The 24,657-nt window shown below is 66.8% G+C and carries 21 protein-coding genes; 3 read left to right on the top strand and 18 right to left on the bottom strand.

Annotated elements, in window-relative coordinates; translation table 11 throughout:
• Nucleotides 1–117: 117 nt before the first annotated feature.
• From FIV42_RS16435 to FIV42_RS16350, 18 genes are all read right to left on the bottom strand, one after another.
• Nucleotides 118–1,389 carry a hypothetical protein gene (locus tag FIV42_RS16435; protein WP_141198739.1) on the bottom strand — a complete coding sequence of 424 codons (1,272 nt, stop codon included), beginning with the start codon at nucleotides 1,387–1,389 and terminating at the stop codon, nucleotides 118–120.
• 370 nt (nucleotides 1,390–1,759) lie between these two features.
• Nucleotides 1,760–3,484, bottom strand: a complete 1,725-nt coding sequence (locus tag FIV42_RS16430) for a hypothetical protein (RefSeq protein ID WP_141198738.1) — start codon at nucleotides 3,482–3,484, stop codon at nucleotides 1,760–1,762.
• A 30-nt stretch (nucleotides 3,485–3,514) separates the two neighbouring features.
• Nucleotides 3,515–6,346, bottom strand: a complete 2,832-nt coding sequence (locus tag FIV42_RS30745; protein ID WP_222615483.1) for a collagen-like protein — start codon at nucleotides 6,344–6,346, stop codon at nucleotides 3,515–3,517.
• Nucleotides 6,343–8,355, bottom strand: coding sequence for a phage tail protein I (locus FIV42_RS16420; protein WP_141198737.1), 2,013 nt, complete (start codon nucleotides 8,353–8,355; stop codon nucleotides 6,343–6,345). Before FIV42_RS16420 ends, FIV42_RS30745 begins: the two co-directional genes overlap by 4 nt.
• Complete coding sequence (locus FIV42_RS16415) at nucleotides 8,352–10,517, bottom strand: putative baseplate assembly protein (protein ID WP_141198736.1); 2,166 nt, start codon at nucleotides 10,515–10,517, stop codon at nucleotides 8,352–8,354. The genes FIV42_RS16420 and FIV42_RS16415 overlap by 4 nt, the downstream gene beginning before the upstream one ends.
• Before the next feature lie 6 nt (nucleotides 10,518–10,523).
• Nucleotides 10,524–10,925: a GPW/gp25 family protein gene (locus FIV42_RS16410; RefSeq protein ID WP_174769511.1), complete on the bottom strand. Its 402-nt coding sequence runs from the start codon at nucleotides 10,923–10,925 to the stop codon at nucleotides 10,524–10,526.
• The gene (locus FIV42_RS16405; RefSeq protein ID WP_141198735.1) at nucleotides 10,922–11,332 is read right to left on the bottom strand and encodes a DUF4150 domain-containing protein; all 411 of its coding nucleotides are present in this window, start codon (nucleotides 11,330–11,332) and stop codon (nucleotides 10,922–10,924) included. The genes FIV42_RS16410 and FIV42_RS16405 overlap by 4 nt, the downstream gene beginning before the upstream one ends.
• The gene (locus tag FIV42_RS16400) at nucleotides 11,332–12,174 is read right to left on the bottom strand and encodes a DUF2169 domain-containing protein (protein ID WP_141198734.1); all 843 of its coding nucleotides are present in this window, start codon (nucleotides 12,172–12,174) and stop codon (nucleotides 11,332–11,334) included. Before FIV42_RS16400 ends, FIV42_RS16405 begins: the two co-directional genes overlap by 1 nt.
• Nucleotides 12,175–12,205: 31 nt before the next feature.
• Nucleotides 12,206–12,706, bottom strand: a complete 501-nt coding sequence (locus FIV42_RS16395) for a phage baseplate assembly protein V (protein ID WP_141198733.1) — start codon at nucleotides 12,704–12,706, stop codon at nucleotides 12,206–12,208.
• A complete protein-coding gene (locus FIV42_RS16390; RefSeq protein ID WP_141198732.1) occupies nucleotides 12,703–13,932 on the bottom strand; it encodes a phage late control D family protein in 1,230 nt (409 codons plus the stop codon). The genes FIV42_RS16395 and FIV42_RS16390 overlap by 4 nt, the downstream gene beginning before the upstream one ends.
• Before the next feature lie 4 nt (nucleotides 13,933–13,936).
• Nucleotides 13,937–14,707 carry a CIS tube protein gene (locus tag FIV42_RS16385; protein WP_141198731.1) on the bottom strand — a complete coding sequence of 257 codons (771 nt, stop codon included), beginning with the start codon at nucleotides 14,705–14,707 and terminating at the stop codon, nucleotides 13,937–13,939.
• A 3-nt stretch (nucleotides 14,708–14,710) separates the two neighbouring features.
• Nucleotides 14,711–14,911, bottom strand: coding sequence for a hypothetical protein (locus FIV42_RS16380; protein ID WP_141198730.1), 201 nt, complete (start codon nucleotides 14,909–14,911; stop codon nucleotides 14,711–14,713).
• Nucleotides 14,908–15,405 carry a phage tail protein gene (locus FIV42_RS16375; RefSeq protein ID WP_141198729.1) on the bottom strand — a complete coding sequence of 166 codons (498 nt, stop codon included), beginning with the start codon at nucleotides 15,403–15,405 and terminating at the stop codon, nucleotides 14,908–14,910. Before FIV42_RS16375 ends, FIV42_RS16380 begins: the two co-directional genes overlap by 4 nt.
• 2 nt (nucleotides 15,406–15,407) lie before the next feature.
• On the bottom strand, nucleotides 15,408–17,444 hold the full coding sequence (locus FIV42_RS16370) for a phage tail sheath subtilisin-like domain-containing protein (protein WP_141198728.1): 2,037 nt from the start codon (nucleotides 17,442–17,444) through the stop codon (nucleotides 15,408–15,410).
• Between the two features lie 8 nt (nucleotides 17,445–17,452).
• Nucleotides 17,453–17,893 (bottom strand): phage tail protein, encoded by a 441-nt coding sequence (locus tag FIV42_RS16365; protein WP_141198727.1) that lies wholly within the window; start codon nucleotides 17,891–17,893, stop codon nucleotides 17,453–17,455.
• 29 nt (nucleotides 17,894–17,922) lie between these two features.
• Nucleotides 17,923–20,340, bottom strand: coding sequence for a phage tail sheath family protein (locus tag FIV42_RS16360; protein ID WP_141198726.1), 2,418 nt, complete (start codon nucleotides 20,338–20,340; stop codon nucleotides 17,923–17,925).
• Between the two features lie 39 nt (nucleotides 20,341–20,379).
• Nucleotides 20,380–21,054 carry a carboxypeptidase regulatory-like domain-containing protein gene (locus tag FIV42_RS16355; protein ID WP_141198725.1) on the bottom strand — a complete coding sequence of 225 codons (675 nt, stop codon included), beginning with the start codon at nucleotides 21,052–21,054 and terminating at the stop codon, nucleotides 20,380–20,382.
• Entirely contained in the window at nucleotides 21,051–21,659 is a 609-nt protein-coding gene (locus tag FIV42_RS16350) for a Pvc16 family protein (protein ID WP_141198724.1), read from the bottom strand. The genes FIV42_RS16355 and FIV42_RS16350 overlap by 4 nt, the downstream gene beginning before the upstream one ends.
• 267 nt (nucleotides 21,660–21,926) lie before the next feature.
• Between FIV42_RS16350 and FIV42_RS16345 the strand changes: the two genes are divergently transcribed.
• The 3 genes from FIV42_RS16345 (at nucleotide 21,927) to FIV42_RS16335 (ending at nucleotide 24,603) form a co-directional block, all read left to right on the top strand.
• The gene (locus FIV42_RS16345) at nucleotides 21,927–22,661 is read left to right on the top strand and encodes a ZIP family transporter (protein WP_141198723.1); all 735 of its coding nucleotides are present in this window, start codon (nucleotides 21,927–21,929) and stop codon (nucleotides 22,659–22,661) included.
• A 95-nt stretch (nucleotides 22,662–22,756) separates the two neighbouring features.
• Nucleotides 22,757–23,467, top strand: coding sequence for a DsbA family oxidoreductase (locus FIV42_RS16340; protein ID WP_141198722.1), 711 nt, complete (start codon nucleotides 22,757–22,759; stop codon nucleotides 23,465–23,467).
• Complete coding sequence (locus FIV42_RS16335) at nucleotides 23,464–24,603, top strand: nucleoside deaminase (protein WP_141198721.1); 1,140 nt, start codon at nucleotides 23,464–23,466, stop codon at nucleotides 24,601–24,603. Before FIV42_RS16340 ends, FIV42_RS16335 begins: the two co-directional genes overlap by 4 nt.
• Nucleotides 24,604–24,657 lie beyond the last annotated feature (54 nt).

The following is a 24,657-nucleotide window of genomic DNA, read 5'->3' as shown; positions in this document are numbered from 1 at the left end:
CTTGGACGACAAAGCCCATCGACTGGAGCGCCATCTCGAACGGAGATCTTTGCTGCGAGGTGAATCGCTCTTTGGGCGTCACCTTGATGATATCTGTAGGTGCCACGACATCCTCATCTATATCAGGTTGAGTGCTCTGGCTCGCGCCATCATCCGTGTTCGAATCGTTTGCACTAGCTCCTCGCGCTTCTCACGCTCACTCGACAAGTCATCAAAATCCCAGTCCATCGCGCGCACCCACGCCTTGATTGAATTGTACTCCATCCACATCGCACGTTCCGCATCTGCACCGCCTCCTGGACCGCGATTATAAGCCTTTGGATCGGCGGGAGTCCGACCGGCCTCGATCTCGCCACGCCAGCCCGCCATCGCTTCATCCAGCGCACGGGTGCGCTTCATCGCCCCCTTGGGGCCCATTGGATGTTGCCCGAACGCTTCCAACCATTTCTGTGCGCGCTCCCCCGTGTCTTCGGTCGCATGCCCCGACAAGCGGTCCAACATCATCATGTTGTGTAGCAATGCCCGCGGGTTGCGGTGTGCTTCTTGGGTGAACAGAATCATTGCCACCTCAAAAATCGCGCTTCCCCGTGCGCCCTCCGGAATTTTTCGCGTTTTCAGAGCGCCAACGATCGCTTCGACGACCTCGCTCTCCACCCCACTGCGGGCAAGCTCTCTTGCGAGTGTGCCTCGGGATGCTGAGGCTCCCGGAAGCCCCACGATTTCGCGCCAACGAGTCACATCACCGCCACGGTAGCCGGCGCTCGTCTTATCGAAGTCTCCCCAACTTGCGTATGGAGATCCTCCAAAGGAGCGCTCGCTGCTGGGCACTTCCAGACCAACTAGACGATTTCCCGTGGAGCCCGGTACGTTCTTGCCGAACTGTTTGAATATGGATGCGTCTCCGAAACTCCATTCCTCGAACATGCCCGGGCGGCGAGGGTGCTGGCGACTCATGACCTCGAGGACGTCTACCATCGCCGCCTTCACCGGCACATTGAAATGATGCCGCCTCGGGCGATGCTTCTCGGGGGCATCATTGGCCCACTTCTCGCCTTCTCTACGACGCGTGTCATTATTCATGACAGGGCGCGACATCCGACGAGATCCCTCGATTTCTTTGACGTAGCTTGGAGTATACCTGCGTCGAAGCTCGAGGGCAATGTCATCGAGTGCGACGAGAAGCTCTTGAATATTGACTGAGACACCATCGAGAATCTCATCTTCGGGATTAACTCGAATGCGAATTGAGAACCTTCGTCCTCGACGGAAGAGCTTGATCCAGCGCACGCGATGAATTCTGGCAAGATATCGCAAGTGTGCACGAAGAGTTACTTCGGACTCGCCGTCGTCGAGCATGCGCTTGAGCTGAGGATAAACAATCCGCTTCACGCGACGAAGCTTTTCACGTGGGCTCTCGTTATCGTGATCTTTGTCTCGGTCTCTTTTCTTCGGCCCGTCCGCGTCCCTGGGCTTATCCAACCTGTCCGGCGTCTTAGGCCTATCCGGTGCATCGGGCGCTTTCGCCGGCTTCGGGGGCGGTGGCGTCAGTCGCCGGCAGGCCAGCTCGACGGATCAAGCGCTGGAACGCAGCAGGAAGGTCCGAAAAACGCACATCTGCGCCCGCATTCCGGCCCTTCGACGGGCCGGACTTGCCACGTCGAGAGGTCTGCCCGAGCCCGAGTGTGGGCCGGGCTTCGCGCGCGGCGCCTTGCGCTTGGGCGCTCTGTCGGGCGGCCGTGGCCACCGAGGCCCCCTCTCCCTAGCCCAATTTGGTCCGCATGATCCCCTTGGCGTCGTCGATCATCTTGGTCGCCTCGGACTCCGAGACGCCCAACGTGCCGGCCAATTCGTCGGCCTCCAAGAAGGCGAGTTCGGTGACGGTGTAGACACCGCTCTGCTCGAGGATGTCGCGGCGGACCTTGCCAATTTCGTCGACCATGTCCACGGTCCACGTCTTGTCGGCGCGGGTGAGGTCGCCACCGGCGCTCTTGCCGTAGCGCCCGGCGAGCACGCCGCCCGAGTCGTAGCTCCCGTAGGTTCCGTAGGTGTCGTCCTGAGGCGCCTTGCCGAAGACGACCTCCAGGGTGACGTTGCCGCTGGCGACGTACGAGCCGTCGCCGCGCAGCGCCACGAACCGGCGTTCGCCCAACGCGGCGGACTTGGCGACCGACAGGCCGCCGACGATGCGATCGTAGCTCGAGTTGAACACCTGCATCTGCAGGTCGGTGTCGATGACGTCCGCCGGCATTCGCTTGAGCGGCTGGCTCATCCCGCCGGTCAGCCAATCGGCCGACGTGTGGCCAGTGGTCGCCGTATCCCAGACCGGGTCGTCGGCCGGCTTCAAGAAGTGCACCGCCGTCGTCCCGCTCAGCGCGATGCCGCCGATAGTCGTGGGATATCCGAAACCGCCGACGACCTGGTCGGGCTCGATGCTCAAGATCTGCGGGCTCGGCTCGACGACCTCGGCCGCCTGGACGTCGAAGTAGACGCTGAAGTCCTCGCTTTGCGCGGTGAAGTCGGGCCCCTCGAGCACGAACGCTTTGGGGCCTTGTGAAGCCTCGCCGATCTCGAGGCGCGCCAAGATCCAGCCGTCGTTGGACCGGTCGGTCACGTAGGCGTCGATATTGCCGTCGTCGAACGTCACCGTCCTCGTGCCGCCGATATTCTGGCCGACGATGGCGACCTCGACGGTCTCCATCGGATGGCCGACCGCCGGCACGATGGCGTCGATGGTGATCTCGGTGGAGACCTGCGCGAGGCCGCACTCGACGACCTTGGCCAGCGGGGCGACCGCCGGAAGCGTCACCCGCGGGGCGTAATCGACCACGATCTGCTCGGCCTCGTTTTGACCCAGCGCGGCCAACACCACCCAGCCTTCACCCTCGCAGCTCGGACACGCCGCGGCGTCCTCAACGCTCTGAGGCGGCTCCTCGCGATTGACCCGCTTCCAGGCCTCGGCACACGACATCGGCTCGCAGCAGGTCGGCTTTTCGGTGAACAGCCGCAGCTCGTAGGTCTCGGCCATGCGCGCCGTCTCGCGCTCGGCGCGCGACATGCACTCGCCGGGCACCGACCAGGCGTCGGCAATCTCGGCCTCAGCCCAACGCACCGCCACCCAGACGCGGTCGAACTCGCCGAGCGCGCCCTCGTGTAACAGCTCGCAGTTGCTCGGCTCCGACGACCAGCAGTCGACGACGACCTCGCGGTCCTCGGGCACCCAGATCTCCTCGCCGTCGGGCCCCAACGCATAGCCCGAGGTGATCCGCACGACCGGACCCGCCTCGCTATACTTCGACTTGTCGACGAAGACCTCCAGCCCGCAGGCGACGCCGCAGCCGTGCAACAGTCGGTTTTGACGGCGCATCCGCGCCCGAAAATAGGCCTGCTCGGCCATCAGGTCGGCGGCGGTGACCACCTGCCGGGGGAAATAGCGCGGCCGCGTCAAGCCGCCCGAGGTCGCTGCATCATTCTTTTGTTGTGCCATTTATCTTCCTCTCGAGTCGATCCAGTCCGCTCAACCGTCAATGATATTCAGGATGCTAATCCAGTCGCCGCCAGGCGCGCCGTTGCCGCTGTGGCGTCCCTCGAATTGCCGGGCCTGCCCGTCGACCGACACGTTGAATGCCCCCTCGGGCACGCCCGGCCAGATGTGGTCGCCGTCCAGCGGGCGCCCCTTGGCGTCGACAATCCAGTCGCCGTGCAGGATGACGCGCAGCTCGACCGCTCGAGAAACCAGGTCCGCGACAATGCCTGCGTCGGGAATCAAGCGAACAGCCCTGACCAAGCCGAGTGGTTCTGTATCGGTGACGCCGTTGCCTCCGGTGAGCAGCTCGAACTCGGCGTTCCGGTCGTCCTCGCCCAGCCGCCAGCGCACGTCGAGCTTCGAGGGAGTTGCCTGGTCCCATGGGACGATGTCGATGGGGACCCCCCGCTGCTGCAGCCAACCCTTGTCGTCGTCGACGAAGATCACCTCGCAGCTTCGCCGGTTGAGCGAATGCCAGGCGACCGGACGCGCGAACTGGACCACAAGCCCGGGCCGCACGCTGCCCGCTTCGGCCTCCAACAGTGCAGGCAGATCGCCACGTTTGATCACCTCGTCGTGATGCCAACTCGCCCCCACCACCCGGTTGAGGTTTTTCTTGTCGAACTCGTCGGGGATCGTCACGACCACGGTACGGTCGACCAGGTCGACGTCCCACGCCTCGCCGAACTCCCAGTCGACGTCCTCGATGCCTTCGCCGTCGCGACCGTCTCGGCCCGCAGGCCCCTCGGGTCCGGTCGGCCCCTGCGGTCCCTCGGGCCCGGTGTCTCCCTTGGGCCCCTCCGGCCCGGCCGGACCTCCCGGCCCACGCGGGCCGGGCAAGCCCTCGGTCGCCCCACGCTCGAGCACGCACTCGATGACCTCTTTGAGCGTCGTCGTGCTCGGCACCAGAGGCCGGTCGGCGAGGTTGTCGATGCGGGCGACCTCCTCGTCGTCCTCGACCTCCAGGTCGCGTACCTGCCGCCCATCGACGAATCCCTTGATGGTCGCCAGTACGACCGCGTCGTCCTCGCAGGTCGGGCACCCGTCGATGGCGCGCTCGATGAGCACATCGCAGCTCGTCTCATCGACGTAGACCACCGAGATGCTGCCAGCCTCGTCGTCGACCTCGCCGTCCTCGACCGCGTCGGCGCCCACGTACAAGCGCCGGCCCACGTAGGCCATGTGCTGGCCGCGGGGCAGCCCGTCGACGACCGTGCCGATGCGGTGGAGCTTGCCGACCTCTTCGGGGTCGTCGACGTCGCCCTGACGAGCGCCGAAGCGCTCGAGGTCGACCACCACCACCTCGCCGCGATCGCGCGGCAGGCCCGAATCGGCCGCCTCGTGGCGACGCAACACATACGCCCACGCATCGCGCGGCGAGACGGCAAGGTCGACCGGCAAACGCCGCCACGGGTCGTCGACGCCCGTCACATCGGGAAGCTCGAGGCGCACGAACTTGTCGGTGTCACCCTCGCCGGGGTTCTGGCCGACGAGCGGCACGAAATCCCCCAGGCCCGAGCCTGTCTGCAGCCGATAGAGCGCGCCTGTCGGCGACAACACGTGCAGGTAGCCGCCGTCATAGCTCAACGCCAGCGCCTCGGCGGTATCGCCCGGGCGCAGGGCGAAGGGGCGCGCGAGGTTGTCGCGCATCCACTGCGGGTCGGTGTCGAAGCCACGCTCGAATTGGGGCAAGTTGACCACGAAGACGCGCGCGTCTGTGGTGTCTCCGACGACCAGCCACACCCCGTCGGTCGACTGGACCGTCGCGGTGACGTCGACGGTGTTCGCGCCCGAGTCGACCGTGTCGGCCAATTTCAACTCGAGGTGGTCGACGGTGACCTCACCGCCGTCTCGAGCGGCTTCTTGCAGGTCGTCGCTGCGGAATTTGAGGATCGTGCCGTCGGCTTGCACCGCGCACAAGCTGCCGTCGCGGCTGGAGACCTCCAGCGAGACGACCGGAGCGCCGTCGAGCTTGATGAACGCGGCTTGGGCGGCGTCGGGGTCGGCGTCGAGCGCGCTCCGATTCAAGATGTGGAGCTGCGGCCGAGGCGCTCCCCGGGTGCGGGTGGCCAAGTAGAGCCACTCTCCGTAGGCCGACGCGGCGATGGCCGTGGGCACCCGGTTGCCTGTCTCGTGGCGCGAGACCATCCGGTGGGTGGTGGTGTCGTAGGCGCGCACAGCCCCCTCGCCGTCCTCCTCGTTCCACGTGCCCACCCACAGTCGCTCGAGCGCGCGGTCGCTGGTCATCGCCCGCGGGCTCTCGCAGCTCAGCGTGTTGCGCCAGTCGAGCGCGGCGCCCACCGGTGGCTCGTCGGCTGCGCCCTGCCGGGCTGGGCGCACATCGAAGCCAAAGCGCTCGACGACGCGGCCGTGCGCGGTCGCCTCGTTGTCACATCCACAACCGCCCAGCAGCGTGGGCGTCGGCTCGGCCAGGCACTCGTCGTAGTGCAGCACCAGGTGCAAATCGACCGGGCCCTCTGCCTCGGCCACCGCCTCCTCGGCGAGCGTGCGCACGTCGACGACCTGGCGCGAGTCGATAACGATCTCGCGGCCGCAGCAGTCCAGCGCCAGCCCTGGCTCGACGACCACGTAGTCGGTGCGGCATCCCGCGCGCGGGTGCTCGACGACCTTCAGGCCGCACACGGTTCCGAAGCCGTGCACGTGACTGTTATGAAGCATTGACTTGCCGCGCACGTAGTCCTGCTCGTCGACAAAATCGCGCGCCTCGAGCAGCTTGCCGTCGAAATAGTGATTGCGCTCGAAGGTGTGCGTGCCGCATGTCTGGCAGCCGTCGAACGCAGTCTTGTCGGTACTCTCTGTCATGTGTGGCTCCCTCGATGGGTATCGGCGCCGCCGTCATCGCACGGACGCGCGCGGAAGCGGGTTTGGGTCTGATTGAGATGGCTCTGGTTGAGATGGCTCTGGCCCAGCCGGCGGCGGTCCGCCGCGTCGAGCTGGGAGGTGATCGTGGTGCGGTCCAAGACACTTCGGTCGACCGGCTCGTCGTCGGCCGGCAGCCGCCAGTCGCCCCGCGGCCCCAGCAGCGCGTCGACGCCGAGCGCCGAGGCACGCACGCCCGGCGCGGCCAAGCGCACCCCGGGCTCGACGCCCACGATATCGAAGTGGGTATGCGCCGGAGCGTGTTGGGAGATCAGCCTTCGAAGCGTCAGGCGCTTTTCGTCGGTGGCCACCGCCGCGGCGGGCACGTAGACGCTGAAGTGATGGGCGGCGTCGACCTCGGGCGAGTCGAGCCAACGACGAAGCTTGTCGTGTAGGCGACCGCGAAAGTGCTCGATAATTTGTGGCGGACGCGCCAGACCGCAGTGCAATTGAACTATCCGACGCAGCCCGCCCACGGTGCCGCGTCGGCGGTGCAGGTCTGCCACCTCGCGCAAAAAGGCGCGCCTCGTCGCATCATCCCACTGGGCGAGCAGGCGCAGGTCGAACCACGACGCCAGCCAGGGCAGCACCCTCGCCGGGGCGGCGTCGACGTCGAGCCAGCGCGGAAAATCGATCGCCTGCTGTTCGAGCTCGGCGAAGACGGTGTCGAACAGACCCTGCAGACGCTCGAGCACGTCGCGGCGGGCCGGCTCGCTACGGTAGACCCGCGGCAAAAACTCGACCGCCGTCTGGCGGTGCGCGTACAGATAAATCGCGCGCACCCGGGCAGTACTCGCTCCCGAGCCACGCAGCCGAACGCCCAATTGCAGGTAGCGCCCCGGCGGGCACATGATCATCCACTCGCGCGCCCCGGCCTTGCTCTCCCGGTAGCTCGGCGGGCGCAGCGCGGCGTCGTCGACGTTCTGCGCAGACAGCGGCGCGCGCTCCAAGTTCGTGCTGGCAGCAAAGACCTGCAGCGCCGCCCCCTCGGGCACCGCGGCGTCGATGACCACCCGGTGCCAGCGGTTATCTTCTCGCCCCGAATCGAACATTTCGAACAGAACCCACCCCGAGCGGGTGTAGCTCACGGGCGCCGGTGGTCGAGTCACGAACGCCGTCTGGCCGTCGGGCAGCGTGACGTGGCCGGCGGTATCGATGGCGATGCCCGTCTCGATCCACGTCTCCTCACAACAACCGGGCCCGACGCCGTCGACGCCAATGAGCAGGCGTCCCGCCTCGACGGCCAGCTTGTCGCTGACATCGGGCAACCAGGCATCGTCGGCCGGGCGCTCGACGAGCCGGCGCAGCGTCAGCTCGGGCAAGCGCACATAGCCGACCTTGTCTGCGTTCGCGGCGAGCAACGTGCCGTCGTCGCGCACCGCCAGGTCGGTGATGCCGCCGGGCCACCCCGGGTCTCCCTCGAGCTGCGCGAATTCGACGCGCGCTCGTCCGTTCGGCTCGACCGCGAGCGCGACCGGTTCGGCTACGCCCGTCGGGTGCAGCTCGACCTCGGTTCCAGGCGCAGCCGTGACCACCAACGCCTCATCTGCGAGGCGCAACCAGTCGACCGGCTCGGCGATGCCCCAGCTCCCCTCGTCGTCTCGCCGCACCGACGTATGCTGCTCGTCGGCCGTCCCCGGGGCGACCAAGACGATGACCCGCCTCAACTCGATCGCGCATCCAGGCGTCGGCAGCGCGAGCTTCTCGAAGGTGCGCCGGCTCGGCGACCACCACCATACATCCCCCAATGGGTCACAGACGAACAGATGTCCGCGCCACGTGGCGACGCCGGGCGGCTCTTCAGGCGCCGCTGTAGCGTCATCGGGCTCGGGCGACGCATCGCTGACCGCCAGGCGCAGCTCGGCGTCGGCCTCCACACCGGCCTGTTCACCGATTCGCCAGCCCGGCTGGTCGGCTAGCACGAAATCGAAGGGTCGAAGCACTCGAGTCATCGCCCCTCCTCGTAGACATAGCGCACCGCGACCTCGATCTGGCGCACGTCGATAAGCGCGCCGGCCTCGACTGGCAGGTCACAGCAGCGCCAGCTGGCGGTGACATAGTAGCGCAAGGTCGGCTCTCCCTGATCGTCGAGTTCGGTCGTGTCGAGCACGTCGATTTGAGGCGCGCACCCCGGCTTCGACAGACTGGGCAAGCCATCGCGCGCCGCATCCATCTGCGCCTGGGTCGGCGCCTCGTCGTACGCCTCGACCAGCCGCGTCAGCACCAGGTCGGCCACATGGCCGACGCCGTCGACGAGCATGACTTCGCGCAACAACTCCGAGTAGTAGACGTCTCGGCCGAACGGCCAGCCGCCGGCATCCCTGCCCCCGTCGAGCGGGTGCAGGTAGGCGCGCAGCCGTCGGTCGACCTCCTCGCGAATCGCAGCCAGGTCGGCAGTGGGCTGGGCGCGCACCTCCACGGCGAGGTCGACGGGCACGTAGGTCGGCCCGCGCACACACAGCTCGGTGGTCACCAGGCGACGCCCATCGAGATAACGCGTGACCTCCTCGAGCAGGGTCGGCGACGGCTCGGGATGATCGCCGTCGCCCATCGGCACGATGACCACCTCGATGCGCCGGCCGGCGGTCTGCCCATCGGGCCCTGGCGTCAACGCTGCGAAGGCATGCGCGCGGGCCAACGAGCCCGCTTGCAGCGCCAACTGCTCGAAATCGGACAACGTCACCGCCCGGTCTCCGTTGCGCATGGTATGGGCCACGCGCATCTTCGCCTCGTCCAAGGTCTCCTCATCGCGCCCACCGTCGGAGGGCCGATGGTTGGTCACCCCGGAGATGCCGCGCGGGTGGTCGAACAGCGTCGTGATCGTCTGCGCGCCCACGTTGCCCACCGCCCCGCCTCCGTAGCGATACTCGCGCGCGATCACCGCGTCGGCCGTCGCCGGGGGGATCCGCCCACGCCGCCCGTCGCCGAACAAAATTTCGCCGCGGGTGCGGTTGACCACGTAGTGGCGGTCGTGAGGACTCGAGGCATAGAAGTCGTCGACCTCCATCCACGGCTCGCCGTCGAGTTCGGGAACCTCGAGCTCGATCGCGCCGAGCACCGGGCGGTTGGCGAGCGCGAAGACCTGGTTGGGGGTGCCATCGCTGGCGCCCAACGATTCGTCGTACACGGTCACCGACGCGGTCGCGCGCACGGTGTTGGTCACGATGCGATCGAGCTCGGGGGCCGTCGGATAGTGCCCGCCGCTGAGCCGCGCTCGAAGCCAATAGTAGCTCTCCTCGTCGTCGCTCGCCTCCACATAGCCGAGTTGCGACAGCGGCAACTGCGGCAACGGCCCGGTCACGCGCAGGCGCACGTAGCCGGTGCGCGACAAGCCGCGGCTCGAATCGTCGAGGACGACCGCGCGACGCCAGCGCTTGCCGTCGAAGAACCCCCAGTCGACGTCGGCCTCGAGCCGAAACGCTTCGCCGTCGGGCGCCGGCGGCGAGGTACGCCCCTGCGGCTCGTCGAGCAGGCGGCGCGCATCGGGGGGCACGACATGCAACGCGAAGTCCTGGCGGGTGAACGGCTGCTTCGACTTGAAGCCGAGCAGCAGCGCCGGCATCGCCTGGCGCCCGATCTCGGCGGCGGCCTCGCCAAACGGTGCCCAGGCGCGCGCGTCCTCTCCGTTCTGCTCGCTGACGTCCTGCATCAACTCGGGCTGGCTGCGATAGGTCTGCGCGCTCAGACGGGCGTCTTCGAGGCGAATGACCTTGTCGAGGGTCGCCGTCAACGCCACCAAGGAGGTCTCGGTCTCGAAATAGAGTGGCGCGTCGAGGTCGGGGTCGTCGACGGCCACGCGCGTGCGCGGCGGTACGACCACCTCCGAGCCCGCGTCGGGCTTGGCCTCGAAGGTCAGGTGCGCCACCGCCGGCTGGGCGGCCAAGAGCTCCTCGCCGAGCAGCTCGAGCATCTTGACGTAGTGCAGCTCGGGCACCTGGTTGAGCCGATACAGGATCGTCTCGGCCAGCCACGACTGCAATTGCAGCAGCGTGATGCCCGGGTCGCTCTCGTTCCAGTCGGTCCACTCAGGCAGATACTGCGGGATGCGGTTTCGAGCCTCGCGGAACAAGGCCTCGAAGTCGCGATCGTCGAGCTTGGGTGGGGTCAACGGCATCGACTCTTACTCCTGCAAAAAGAACGGATAGACGAGATTGTGCACCGCGTTGTTGGCGCGCACGCGGTAGTCGATCTCGACGCGCAACAGGTTGGGGCGCTCGGCGTCACTGGTGGCGCGCACGTCGATGACGTCGATGCGCGGCTCCCAGCGCACCAGCGCCTCTTGGACGTGGTGGGCGATGGCCGCACGCGTGCCGGCGTTGTTGGGCGCGAACACAAAGTCGTGGATCGCGCAGCCGAACTCCGGGCGCATCATGCGCTCGCCGGGAGACGTCGACACGATCAGCCAGATCGACTGGGCGATGGCGTCGGCCCCTTTGGCCAGGCGAAACCCACCGCGGCCGCCCACGTCGACCGGAAAGCGCCAGCCGGTGCCCAAGATGGAATCGTCGAAGTTCGAGCTCACGCGCCACCTCCACCGACGAGCACCGTCGGCTCGCCGCCGAGCACGGTGCCGCGGGCGTTCTCGCCGTTTTGCTTCGTCGAATCGAACATGCAAACCACCCGCTGGCCGTTGACGTAGACCTCGCGCGACGTCGGCGGCTCGAAGGTCGCTTGGTCCATATGCTTTCCGGCATCGACCACGCCACCACCGGTGCCTGGCTCGTCGCCGGTGGTCGGATCGATGTAGCTCGCCTCGGTGACCACGGCTTTACCTCCGACGAAGACGTCTTCGGAGACCTGCTCGGCCTGCGAAAACTGGCCGACGTTCGGATAGGGGATGGGCACCTCGCCGCCAGGCGTCGGCGTCTTGCACACATCGGGAAAAGCCAGGCAGATAAACCCGGCGCGATTTGTGGTGATCGGAAACATCAGGCGTCCTCCCAGTCGAAGACGAGCTTGCCAAAATCGGCCAAGTCGGCCGGCGCGTAGGCCAAGGCCCCGCGCCACACCAAGTCGAGGTGCGCGGCGCTGCGGTCGTACACGAAAGTATCCAGGCGCATGTCTAGCGAAACTTGGCCGCCGCTACGCCGCTCGATATGCGCACCGGGAAAGACCGCAGGCGTGCGCAATGCGACCCCCTCCATGTCGTCCCACGAGCCGTCGTCGTTCGGGTCGCGAAACGACAGCACGTGCACGCTCTGGTCAGGCGAAAGATGATCGAAGGGCGGCTCGGAGTTCGAGTATGGCGGCCGCATGTCGGCGCAGACTCCGGCGTTATAAAACGCGTTCGAAAAGTCGTCTGGCAGGAGCTGGGCCGGGTCGAAGTTCTCCAAGTCGCTGCCGGCGTTCAGCAGGCGCGGCTCGAGATCGGCGCGCAGCCAGCCGAAGGTCACCAGCGCAGGGTTCATCGACGGCCCCCAATGCGTGTCTCTCGAGTCGCGGCTCAACGACTTACCGCCCGTCGCCAACCACTCGACCCAACGACTTACGCCTCCGCCCGCCTCGCCCAGAACGACCAAGTCTGCCTTGGGCTTGTAGGGCACCAGGTCGCTCTCGTAGCGGACCACCTGTTCGTCGCGATCGGCCCCGCCATTGTAAACCTGCTCGGTCATCACGAGATCGGCTGGCGCCACGCGGGTCAACTCGCCGCCCGCGCCCACCGCGTAACTCGCCTTGGCCACGGCGGTGAGCACCGCCTGAGGGGCGCCGCCCCACACGCGATGGCCCATCACCAGCCGTGCGCTCAACGCTGGATGTCCGACAACTTCCACGATTCTTGTCCGCTCCGGTTTGGGTCGGCTATTAAGGATTCAAGTCGATGCGCGTGCCGATGATCTTGATGCCGCTCGAGGTCAGCTCGATCTTGTTCGCGTCGTCGACCTTCAGGGTGATGCCCGACTCACTCATCTCGATGAGGGGCTCGGCGCCCCGAAACCGAATCGCGATGCGCTCCTCGCCGTCGCGGTCGTCGAACTCGAGCTCGTGGCCTTTGACGGTGCGAATCACGCGGCGCGAGGGCTCTTCGGCGTGCACCGGCGGCTCGGGACCGTTCCACAGGTAGCCGACGATATAGGGCATGCGGATATCGCCGCGGTCGAACGACAGCAGCACCTCGTCTTCCTTCTCGGGCATGAACTGCATGCCACGCGAGCTGCCCGCCATCGGTGAGGCCACCCGTGCCCAATAGGTCTCGACCTGGTCGCCCCACTGGCGCACCTCGACCTTGACCCGGCCGAGCTTGTCGGGATCTTCGAGGCTCTTGACCACCCCGGGGACCACTCCACTGATGCGACGCTCCCTCACGATTCGACCTCCTCGCCCTCGGCCTTGGCCGTCTTGCGGTCCTCTTTTCTCGCCTCGAAGTCGGTGGTGTACCCGCCGTCACCGATGGTGTGCGTGCTGCTGGTGACCAGATAACGCCCGCTGAAGCGCCGCCCCAGGTTGCGGATATAGACCGCGCGCCCGGCCCGAAGCTTGGGAAGCCCGACCGTGCTTCCAGACGCGGTGACCATGTCCTTGAGCTTGTTGGCCAAGATCTCTTTGGCCAGCTCCTTGGCCTCGCGCTCGTTGTAGATCGGCCGGTCGGCCACGACCTCTTCGCTGCCGGCGAGCGCGCCGTCGACGGCGGCCAAATCCTCGGCGGCCAACAGCGGCGCGAACGGCAGATCCTCGCGCGTCGCCTCGGCCTCGATCGGCTCTTTGGTCTGCGTCGGATTCCACCCACGCACCTTGACCTTGGCGACCTGATTTTTGGTGCGCAGCGTCGGTGAAAAGCTCACCAAGCTCTCGCCCCACTTCAGCTCGTAGGCCGGCGGCGTGCCGTCGACCGGCGGGTGGAAGTGCAACAGCGACTTGGTCTGCTCGCCGTCGTCGACCTCCTCGATATACAGGTCGTAGCCGTTTCGCCGCGCGCGCTTCATCAAAAACAGGATCGGATACTCGTTCTCCACGGCGACGTACGGAATCGTGTCTTCGGCGGCCTCTTGATTCGGGTTGGTCTTCAGCTCCAGCCGCGGCGGGGTCTTGCCCACCGCGCTTGCCTGCGCCTGCATGTCGGCTTCGAGCGACTTCAGGATATCCCGGGCGATCTGGGTGTCCGTGCGCTCGCTGTAAGTCTCGGTCTTCTGCTTGAAGTGCAGCCGGTACAGCTCGTTGAGCGCGCGGATCTGGATGGTCGGCTGCCCGCCGGCCGGAAACGAGGGCTGCATCGAGGTGATCGTGCCGCGCAGCATCAACTGCAGCGGCGACTTTTGACCGCTGGCCATCGGGTCGTCGAGGTAGCCCATATACACCTCGATGGAGGTGCCGGGGTCGAATAGCCCACTGTCGCTATACTTGAACCTGCGGTTGGCCTCGTCCCAGTTGTTCAAGGTCAACTGGCAGGTGTCGAGCGCATCGAGCGAGTCGGTGTAGCTGACGCTGATGACGTCGCGCACCACCTGCCGGTCGAGCGACTCGCCGCCCAGGCGCACTTCGAAGGTGGGCCTCCAGAACGCACGGCCCTCGTAGATTTTGTCGCCCTGAGTCACCGCGCTACCTCCGAAGTACCGGCAGAGTCAGCACCTGGCCCACCTGCAGACGACGCGGGTCGACGATGCCGTTGGCGCGGGCGATAAACTGCCAGCGCGAGGCGTCCTCGTAAGTTTTGTGGGCGATCAACGGCAGCGTGTCACCCTGCTCGACGGTGTAGGTGCGCGTGTGGTCGGAGGTCTGCAGGTTCAGCTCGGCGAGCTGCATCTCGAGGGTCTTGTACTCGCGCAGCGCCACCGCCAGCGTCGCCCGAAGCGGCGCCCCCTCCGGTGAGAAGTAGGTGAAGTTTTGCTCGACGCTCTCCACCACACACACAAATCCCTTGCGGTGACCCGGCGCGTTTTTCTCGTCCTTGTCGGTGATCGGCCCGGTGGCGTCGTAGGTGCCCGGAAAAGTCGCCCCCCACGTCAACAGCAGCCGAGGGGGGGCGTGGTGCTCGCCGCTCATCTTGACCAAGTTGTAGAACTTGTTGGTCTTCAGCGTCACCGGATGCACGCGCCCCTGGGCGTCCGGCTCGGTCGAGTCGAAGAAAAGATTGAGGCTGACCCGCTCGTTCGAGCCGCGCACGAACTGCAAGATCGGCGAATCCAACCCGGGGATGGCCACCTCGGCGTATTGGGCGGCCTTGCTCACCGACAGCTCGTTGGGATTGAACTGGCACGTCACCGTGCTGCTCTTGTCGGCGCCGCCGGTGGCGTCGCCGATGACCCTTTCATAGCTCTTCGCGACCTTGTCGAGCGGATAGAACGTCGCGTTGACCAAGTTGCCAGCCATCGCTCACCCCCACCCGCTCTGGTCGTCGTCGCCCAGGGCGCGCTCGCGCGCCAGAGCCTTCTGGCTGCGCTCACGCGCCTCCAACTCGGAGATGACCGCGCCGACGATGCGCTGCAACACCTGCGGCTGGAGCATCGCCGAAGCGTCGGTGACCCGCACGTCGGTGGTGACCTTGCCGATTCTCACGTTGGTCTTCTCGCTCATCCCAATACCTCTAGTCCGATCTGCTCGGTCGAATAGGGCTCGATACGCTCGTGCGAAATCTCGAGCGTCTCGATGGCCGTTTGGCTCGACGTGGCGTCGAGCGTGGGCCCGCTCAGCTTGACCGGCAGCCCGCGCTCCCAACGCCAGGCGAGCACCGGAAGCCGCGCCTCGTTGAGCAAGATGACCAGCCCGTCGTAGCGCACCACCTCTCCCTGGAGGGTGCGCCGGTGCCACAGCCTCAGCGTCGGATCCAACGTCACCCCGCGGGTGAGCGTCAGGTTGCTGAACGTGAAGCGCCCCGGAAACTTGTGGACGCGGTCGTTGTTGCCCCCTTCGGCGTACTCCTCGACCTGCATGGTCGCCTCCAGGCCGCTGCACTCGGAGAATCCCGCCACCGAGCGCGGCCCGCTCGAGGTGGGGTCGAGCAAGACGACCAAGAAGTTGAACGCGGGGACCGGATCGGTCAGCAGGCGCGTGGCGTTAGGTCCGGTCATCGTCACACCTCCTCGAACGACAGCGTGTCGGTGGTCATCCCCAGGCGCAGGCCGATAAACTCGAGCGGCACCGCCGGCGCCACCCATACCTCGGCGACCAACCGCCCGTTGGCGCGGTCCTGCTCGGTGGTCGTGGTCTGGTCGCACACCACCCGGTAGGCCTCTTCGGCGGTCTGGCCGGCGAGCGCACCACGTCGCCAATGTCGGTCGACCAGCGCGGTGAGCGAAGCGCGCACCAGCAGCGCCAGGGTGGGGTCATTGGGCTCGAAGACCGCCCAACTGAGCGCCACCTCGATCTCTTCGCGAAGTTGGTTGACCAGGCGGCGCACCGGGATGAACTGCCAGGCGGTCTGACTGCTCAGGGTACGCGCTCCCAGCGGCCGCACCCCGCGGCCGGGAAGCGCAGCCAGCACGTTGACGCCCGCCTCGTTGAGCACCCCGTGAAGCTCGTCTTCGAGCTGGGCGCTGACCCCGCGGACCCCGCGCAGCGCGAGGTTGGCGGCGGCGTGATGCGGCCCTTCGGTCAGGTCGGTGGCGGCGAACGCCCCGGCGATGTGCCCGCTCGGGGGCATCGGGCGCACCACGGCGCCGGATGCCTGCGAGTCGGGCACCGAGATCCACGGGTAATAGAGCGCGCCGAAGGCGCTGTCGAAGCGTAGCCGCCAGTCGCGCACCGCGCGCAAGTCGCGCCGCAGCGGGTCGACCGGAGCGTCCAGAATCGCAAAGCGGTCGCGGCGCCGCTCACACTGCTCGACCATCGCCTGCTGGACCGAAAAGATGACACGCGCCGAAAACCGAGGGGCGCGCTCCTTGCGGCGAAGCTCGACCACGATCGTCTGGCCGAGCTCGGCCACGCTCAACGTGGCCTCGTAGGTCGTGTAGCCGTCGAGGCCCACTCGCACCCCTACTTTGCCGTCGACCGGGTTGACCGTCTGCCGAAAACCGCCGTCGGCGGCCGACTCGACGCTGACCCCGGGCAGGTGCACCGTGGCCCCCGCGAGCGCCTCCCCGCCGGCGTCGACCACAACGCCATCGACCTCGACGGGCGCGGGGGCGTCGAGATCGCTGCAATCGTAGCTTCGCCCGGCGATGGGGGCGGGCATCGCCATCTCCTCGACGACCGGCATCAAGTCTGGGCAGGCGAGCAGGCCGATCTCTTGGTTCGCCGCCACGGTCGACAGCCCCCAGGAGAGCCCCGCGCCGCCGACGAAGTGCTCGACGGCCACCTGCGCGAGCCCGTCGGCGCCACCGCCCAGCGCGACAGGCGAGCTCGACAGCGGGTGAACCGCGCCCGCCGACGGCTCGATGCGAACGTACTCGGCCTCTCGGGCCACCTCGGCGGCATAACGCGGGTGCGCTTTCGAGCTCGACAGCCGATCGAGGCGCTCGACGACCGCGTCGTCTCTCCACACCGTCAGCTCGAACTCGACGACCTCCACCGAGATCGATCCGGCGGGCTGGCCGGCCAGGCCGTGGTCGGCCAGCGGCTCGGCGATCTGCAGGGTCCCGCCGAGCGCGTCGAGCCCGACAAGTTCGCTGTAAACGGGCTGGGCGCCCTCGGCCTGCAGGCGAAGGCGTGCGTGCGCCTCGAAACCTGCCAGCGCCTCGGCCTGCAGGGTGTTCGCGCCCCACGGGCTCGCCAACGTCGCTCCGGCGACCTTCTCGGTCACCTCCACACGCAACTCGTCACCCCAAATCCCGGGACTGCTCGCCCGGACGCTCCAACTGCCGGCCTCGGCGTCTGCGAGCTTGACGCTCGCCGCCAAGGCTGCCTCGGGCGCGGCGATGCGCACCACCCAGCACACCCGGCCTCCGTTGGCGAAGAACCCGCGCACCGCGCGCCCCAGATGATACCGGGGTACCGCGCGTCCGAAGACCGACTCGAACTCGCGCCAACTCTGCAGGCGCACCGGCTCGTGCAGCGGCCCGCGCTCGGCAAAACCGAGCAACGCGGCCACGTCGCTGCGCACCTGCGGGCGGCTCGCCTGGGGCCGTGACGGCGCCCAGAACACGCCGGGTGTGGTGGGTCGGGTGGTCATCGGGCTCCCTAGAGCACCTCGTAGTCGAGGCCTTCGTGGGCGATCTCGATCGTCTCGACGGCCACCTCCGAGGACTTCGCGTCGAGCGTGGCGCCCTCGTACTTGGCGATCCAACCGGCGCGAAACGACCAGGCGATGACCTCGTTGCCCGCCTCGTCGCGCAACACGATTGCCCCGTCGCGCCGCTGGGTCTGCCCGTCGAGGGTCGTCTTTCGCCACTTCCACAACGCGTCGTTGTTGGTAATCCCGCGTTTGAGGCTGATGTTGTTGTACTTGAGCAGCCCGGGCAGCTTTCGCATGGTGTGCTCGTCGGAGCCCTCGCGGTACTCGATGACGTCGGACTCGGCCACAAAGCCGCTGGCCTCGGTAAACCCGGCCACGTCGACGCCGTCGATGCGCACGATAAAGCTGAACTGGGCGTAGGGGTCGATGCGTTCTCCAACCGCCATGATCTCTCTCCTCGAATCGATTCAGTGGGTTATTCGGCGCTGTCCAGCGTCTTTTGGCCGATGCGAATGATGACGAACTCGGCCGGGCGCAACGGGGCGATGCCCACCTCGACGATGAGCCGTCCGTTGGCGCGGTCTTGCTCGCTCATCGTGGTCTCGTCGCAACGAACGAAGAAGGCCTGCTCGGGGGTGCGCCCGGCCAAGGCCCCGTCTCGCCACAACGTGCGAAGAAAGCCCGAGATGGTGCGGCGAACCCGCGTCCATAGCGCGTGACCGTTGGGCTCGAAGACCGCCCATTGCAGCCCCTCCTCGAGTGATTCCTCCACGAAGATGAACAGCCGGCGCACCGGCACGTACTTCCAAGCGTTGTCCGAGGTCACGCAGCGCGCGCCCCACACACGGATGCCCCGGCCGCGAGCGCGCATGTCCCGGATGACGTTGATATTGGTCGGGTGAGGGTTGAGGATGTCCTGATCGGCGTCGGTCAGAGCCACCTCGAGATCGACGATGCCGCGAACCACTTCGTTGGCCGGGGCCTTGTGCACGCCGCGCTCGTTGTCGACGCGGGCATAGATCCCGGCGACGTGACCACTGGGCGGCACGGGCAACTCGGCGCCGTCGCGCGCGTCGAGCTGGACCAGCCACGGGTAGTACATCGCCCCGTACAGCGAATCGAGGTTGCCGCGCGCCTGCTGGACCTGCTGCAGATCGCTCGCCGCAGGAGGGTCGAGCACCGCGAAGCGGTCTTTGAGCAGCGCACACTGGGTCAACAGCGCGTCGTGGACCACCTGGTCGCCGAAGCCAGGCGCCGCCAGAATGCTGACCTGGTCGATCACCGCCATTGCGTGGATGCCGCTGCGGTTGCCCGGCCCGTTGTCCTCGCCGACAATATCGAGCGCGCTCGGCGCGCTGCCGTTGTCGCCCCCGCCCAGCGTGGTCTGTGAAATCCCCTCTTCGAGCCGCGGCAGCGACGCGGCCAGATTGGCCGTATCGAAGGCGAGCACCTCGGCGGTGATCAACTCGGATTCGCCGTTGACGATCGTCTCGACGAAACGCTCGCTCTCCTCGTTGAGGCTCAAGTTCCCGAATTGCTCGGTGGTGCCGTCGTAGGCGGCGGTGAGCCGAAACTCGACGACACGCACGCTGGCGCCGGCGGGGACGGTCCGCCCCAGATTGTCGGCCAGATCGAGGTGGCTGCGATCGACGATCGTGTCGACGAGGCCGTATTGCTTGTGGGTCCCGTCGTCGATCTCGACGATCGCGCCCTCGTACAGGTTGACCGTCGAGCTGACCGTCAGCGACGCGGCGCCGGCCTCCCCGGCGTGCGCGTGGGTCAACGTCGAATCGGTCGTAATCGGCAAGCGCAGCGGGTAATCGTCGGTCTCGAAGGTCACGTCCGCGCCGCTGACCGCCTTGACCACCAGGGTCTGCACGCCGTCGCCGGTGCGCACGCGCACCACGTCGCCGGCCTCCAGGTCCGAGCTAAACGCCTCGAAGGTCACCGCCGGGTCGTCGGCCCCGGCGACCGCGGCGGTCAGCTTGTGCACCTCGGCGGTCGCGCTCTGGTCGCTGGCGCACTTGGTCGCCAACGTGACTGCCTTGCCGCTGACCGCGGCGACCACGTAGCGCTCGTCGACGCCCGCGTGGTCGAATGAGATGACGTCGCCCTCTTCGAGAGCGTTGGCCGTCGAGGTCGTCAATTCGTCGTCGCCCTGGGCGGGCCCCTCGTCGAGCGACACCGCCACGGGTGCCTGGTCGACCTTCACCTCGAGCGCCGTGGCGTCGCTGGCGGTCGCCACGAGCGCGCCGTCCTGGTCGCTCAGCGTCACCGACACCTCATCCCCCCACTCACCTTCGCTGCTGGCGCGCAACAGCAGCGTCGTCGCGCCGGCGTCGGCGGAGGTGGTGCCGTCGATGCTCACCTGGCAGCGGCCCACGGTGAACGTCTCCGTGAGCGGGGCGTCGAGCGTGACCCGCCCCGAGGCGTGGTCGTAGCCCTCGACGGTGGCCGTCTCATCGACGCCTGCCTGCGGGTCGGCGAAGCGCACCGTCGTACCCACTTCGATGCCGCGCAAGCTGCGCAGCACGACTTGGTCGCCGCCCGAGATCGGCTCGGCCAGCCGCGTGGTGAACCCGTTGTTGAAGGTCAACTGCGAGGCGACCGCGTCGTCGGCGACCACCCGCTTGACGTACAGGCGCTTGCCTCCGTTGTTGAAGAACCCCTCGGCGGCGTACGCCAAAAAGCGCGCACTGCCGAAACTCTCCCCCAGGTGGCCGCCGTACTGGCGCTTGAAGTCTGCAAAGCTGGTCACCAGCGTGGGTCGACCGCTCGTCGGCCCCTTGGCCGTCGCACCGACGAAACCGGCCGTGCTCGTGCTCACTCCGTTGATGGTCTGGGGCGCCGGTTGTTCCTCGATGTAGACGCCGGGATGCAGGTACTCGGGCATGGTGTCCCTTCCTTGTTGAGGTTACTCGTTCCGTTGGGGTTACTCTTGCCTCAACGCGATCCGCCGACGGTTCTCGGCGGCCTCGTAGTCGATGAGGTGCTCGATGCGCGCATCGTCGTAGCCGGTCGCGCTCACGTCGATCGTGACAGTCTTTTGGCTCGGCAGCGGGTCGAAGACGACCTCGCCGCCCGCGTCGGTCTGCTGGGTGACCCCGTCGAGGGTGACGCTGGCGCCCGCCAGGGCCGAATTGTCGGCGGCGTCGAGGACGAGCAGACTCAGCCTCACCGGCTCGCGCTCGAGCTCGATGAGCTGGCCTTCGATGGGCAACGTGTCGCTGAAGCGCCGATAAGTCGCGTCCGCCACAGCGTCGAAGCTCGAGGCGAAGTCGGCCTGGGCGGGCTGGTCAGACGGGATGCTGAAATCGCTCAAGTCGACTGCGCCGTCCAAATAGCCGTCGGCGCTCGCTTCGAGCCGCAGGCGATACGCCCGCCCAATGTCTTCAAATGCAGACACAGGATCTCCGAAAAAGGCGAAAACCCCGTCACTTCGAACATTTACATCGAGCGGGTACGACTCGCCGCTGTCCCGGTCGACGAGGCGCACGTCGACCTCCGATCGCGGCGCGCCGGCGTCGATGGCGTCGACGACGCGTCCGCTGATGAGTGCTTGGCTGACGAGCGTGGTGCTCCTGGAAATCCTCCCCTGTCCGCTCACTCGATCTCCTCGACGCGGTGGACGTCGACGAGGCGCTCGCGCACCGGCGCCAACTCTTCGTCGGGGCGCAGGCTGTCGATCGAGACCGGCCGGATCATATAGCCCAGCGACAGTCGGTACGGTCGGTTGAACGCGTTCCAAATGCGGGTCATCCCCTCGAGGTCGAGGGGCTGCATCAGCAGGCGAACCTCCGGACGTCGCGGACGCAGGTCGGAGTCGAGAAACGCTTCCGAGATGACAGGGTGAGCGGCAAGAATCTGCACTGATTTCGCTAGGATACGAAGATTCACCTCCGGCTTGTCGTGCAGCGGGGTCAGCAGGTACAGCAGGTCGAGACTGGTGGGAACATGCGCCAGCGTGCCGGGGCCGGCGGGGATCTTCGGGCGGTTGTTCAGGTGAGCGTTGGGTACCACCTGGTACAAATATAACGACAGCGGCTCCGAACCGGCCGCTTGCCCTTCGCCCAGCAGCGTCGCCGGCGACTCCAACGAGACGTCGACTTGCTGAGTGAAGTGCGTCTTCAACGTCGCATCGGCGGCCAGCCCTTCGAAGAGCAAGTCGCGCAGATGCAACGTGATCGAGTGCAGAATATGGTAATCACTCATTACTACACGGCCTCGAACTCCACCTTCACCAGGTGGACGGTCGGACAGCGCCGGTCCCACTAAACATCCAAACTCATGGCCTTTGAGTAACTTTTAAGATCTCCGACGTCAAGCGACTTTGCCTACTTTTGTTGACATCTGCGCACGACGCCCTCGCGTCGCCGCAGCCTCCGTCTCCCATCGGCTATGGCAACCGCAGCTTGTTCGGCCCCTGGAGCGAGCTACATTTCAGGAGATGAAAGCTCGCAACCGACATCCCCAAACCCCATGGAATTCATCGGCTTGGCTGTAGCCATCGTCTTCGCGCTCACTCACCTCTTCGGCGGCAAACTTCGCTTTCTGGACGTGATTCCGCGGAGCCGCTGGTTGTCGGCGGCCGGCGGGGTTTCAGTCGCCTACGTCTTTTTGCACCTCTTGCCGGAGGTCGCCCACGCCGAGGAGGTCTTGGCCGAGCACGACCAATTGGGTGTGGTGGCCACGCCCGCCTTTTTGGTCGCGCTCGTCGGGCTGGTCGTCTTCTACGGGCTCGAGCGCGCCGCGCGGCAGAGGCGCCCCAAGGAGGCATTCTCGGGCACCGAGGAGCCCGGCGAGGAGTACGATGACTGGGTCTTCTGGCTGCATATCGCCTCGTACTCGGTCTACAACCTCATCATCGGCTACCTGCTCGTCCACGGCGAACGCCGAAGCCTCGACGAGCTCGTGCTGTACGCCGTGGCCATCGGGCTGCACTTTTTGGTCACCGACTACGGCCTTCGCCACGAACATAAGCGCGCCTACAAACGCTACGGGCGCTGGATTCTGGCCGGCGTCATCTTGGCCGGCTGGGCGGTGGGGATGGCCGTGCAGGTCTCCGAGATCACCCTGCTGGCCATCACCGCCTTTCTGGCCGGCGGCATCGTCATGAACGTGCTCAAAGAGGAACTCCCCGCCGAGCGCGAGAGCCGATTCAGCGCCTTCCTTTTGGGCACAGCGGCCTACGCGGGGCTGCTGCTTGTCATCTGATGGCCGCTGGTTGTGGCAAGCGCGCCGAGAATGTTAATCGTTTGGGCGAACAACCCCCTTTGCGCGTGATGCGCGCAAGCTGCACGGAGCCCACCATGAAGATCGAAATCTGGTCCGACGTCGTCTGCCCCTGGTGTTATATCGGAAAGCGCCGGCTCGAAGCCGCCCTCGAGGAGTTCGACGAAGAGGTCGACATCACCTGGCGAAGCTTCCAGCTCGATCCGAGCGCGCCCGACAAGCCGAGCGGCCCGCTCGTCGAGGAGCTCGCCAAAAAGTACGGCGTGGGCGTCGAGCAGGCGCGCGCCATGATGCAGCGCGTCGAGCAGAACGCCGCCGACGAGGGCCTCGACTTCGACTTCGACAACGCCCAGGGTGGCAACACCTTCGACGCCCACCGGGTCATCCACTTCGCCAGCGAACACGGCCCCGACGGACAAAACAAGCAGGGCGAGATGAAGGAGCGCCTCCTGAGCGCCTACATGACCGAGGGCCGCCCCATCAGCGACCGCGACGAGCTCGCCAAGCTCGCCGGCGAGGTGGGGCTCGACGCCAAAGAAGTGCGCGAGATGCTCGACGGCGACCGGTTCGTCGACGCGGTCAAATACGACCGCGCCGAAGCCCGCCAGATCGGCGTGACCGGCGTGCCGTTCTTCCTCATCGAGGGCAAATACGGCATCCCCGGCGCCCAGGCCTCCGAGACCTTGCTCTCGGCGTTGGAGACCGTGCGCGAGAAGGAACGAGCCATCGACGCGCCGCAGGGCGACGCCTGCGACGACGAAGGGTGCGACCTTCCCGGCCAGTCATGAGCAAACGAGCCGACAAAAAGTTCATGCGCCGCGCCGTCGACCTGGCGCTCGCCTCGGAGTCGGAGGGCAACCTGCCCATCGGCTGCGTCATCGTGCTCGACGGCGAGGTGATCGCCGAGGGCAAAAGCTCGGTGCTCTCTCCGCAATACAACCCCGGGCGCCACGCCGAAGTGGAGGCGATTCGCCGGGTCGACGATCGCCTGTGGCCGCGCGCCGCCGAGATGACCTGTTACACGACCCTCGAGCCGTGCGTGATGTGCGCGGGCACCCTGCTGCTGCACGGCGTGGGCCGCGTGGTCTTCGGGGCCTACGACAAGCTCGGCGGCGCCGGCTGCACCCTCGAGCACCTGCCTCCGTACTACGACGAGGGCGGCGTGTACGCCTGGGAGGGCCCGCTGATGCCGCGTGAGTGTGACCCGCTCTACGAGCGCGCCGACGAGGCGTTTGCCGAGCTGCCCGTGGGTCGAAAGCAGTGGGCCGAGCCCGACGAGCCGGCCGACACGCCCGAGAGCCTGCTCGACGAGCTGCACGCGTGGCGAGAGTCGAAGGGTCGGGGGTCCAGAAAGGCGCTGAGCCGAGCGCGCAAGGCCGCGCGCGCGTTCGTCGACAGGGCCGACGAGTCGGTGCTCGCCGCGGTGTTGCCTTATGCCCGCGCGATTTTCGAAGAGACCGGCTACCTCAAGGACTTCCGCGCGCTGGAGCGCTACGCCAAGAAGGCCGGCGAGCTCGACGTCCTCGATGAGGTCGACGAGACACTTCGCGCCGAGCTTCCCGACGTGTGGATCAAACGCGCGCTCCGGCAGGGCGACCTCGACGGCGCCATCGAATGCTGGTTCGAGCACGAAGAGCATTCCCGCGCCCGGCTCTGCGCCGACCCGCTCGTGCGCGCGGTCGACGACGCGCAGGTCGAGCTGCTCATCTCGTGTCGGATGAGCCAGGTCAACTACCGCATCGGGCGCCGAAAGCGCAGCCACTACCGACGAGCCTGCAACACTCTGCGCCGGCTCAAAGATGAGCTCGAGCGCGCCGGCCACGCCGAATACTGGCAGTACGTGATCGAGGATATCCGCGCCCAACACGACGGCCTTCCAGCGCTCATCGACGAGCTGGACAAGGCCGGGTTCATGGGCGGATAAGCCGTACTCCGCTACAGACGCCAACGTCCGACATCCAGGGGCACACAAGCTTGT

It is taken from the genome of Persicimonas caeni (assembly GCF_006517175.1).
GTDB lineage: Bacteria > Myxococcota_A > Bradymonadia > Bradymonadales > Bradymonadaceae > Persicimonas > Persicimonas caeni.
Note: the sequence above shows the minus strand (reverse complement) of the source record. Positions and strands in the feature narration are given on the sequence as shown.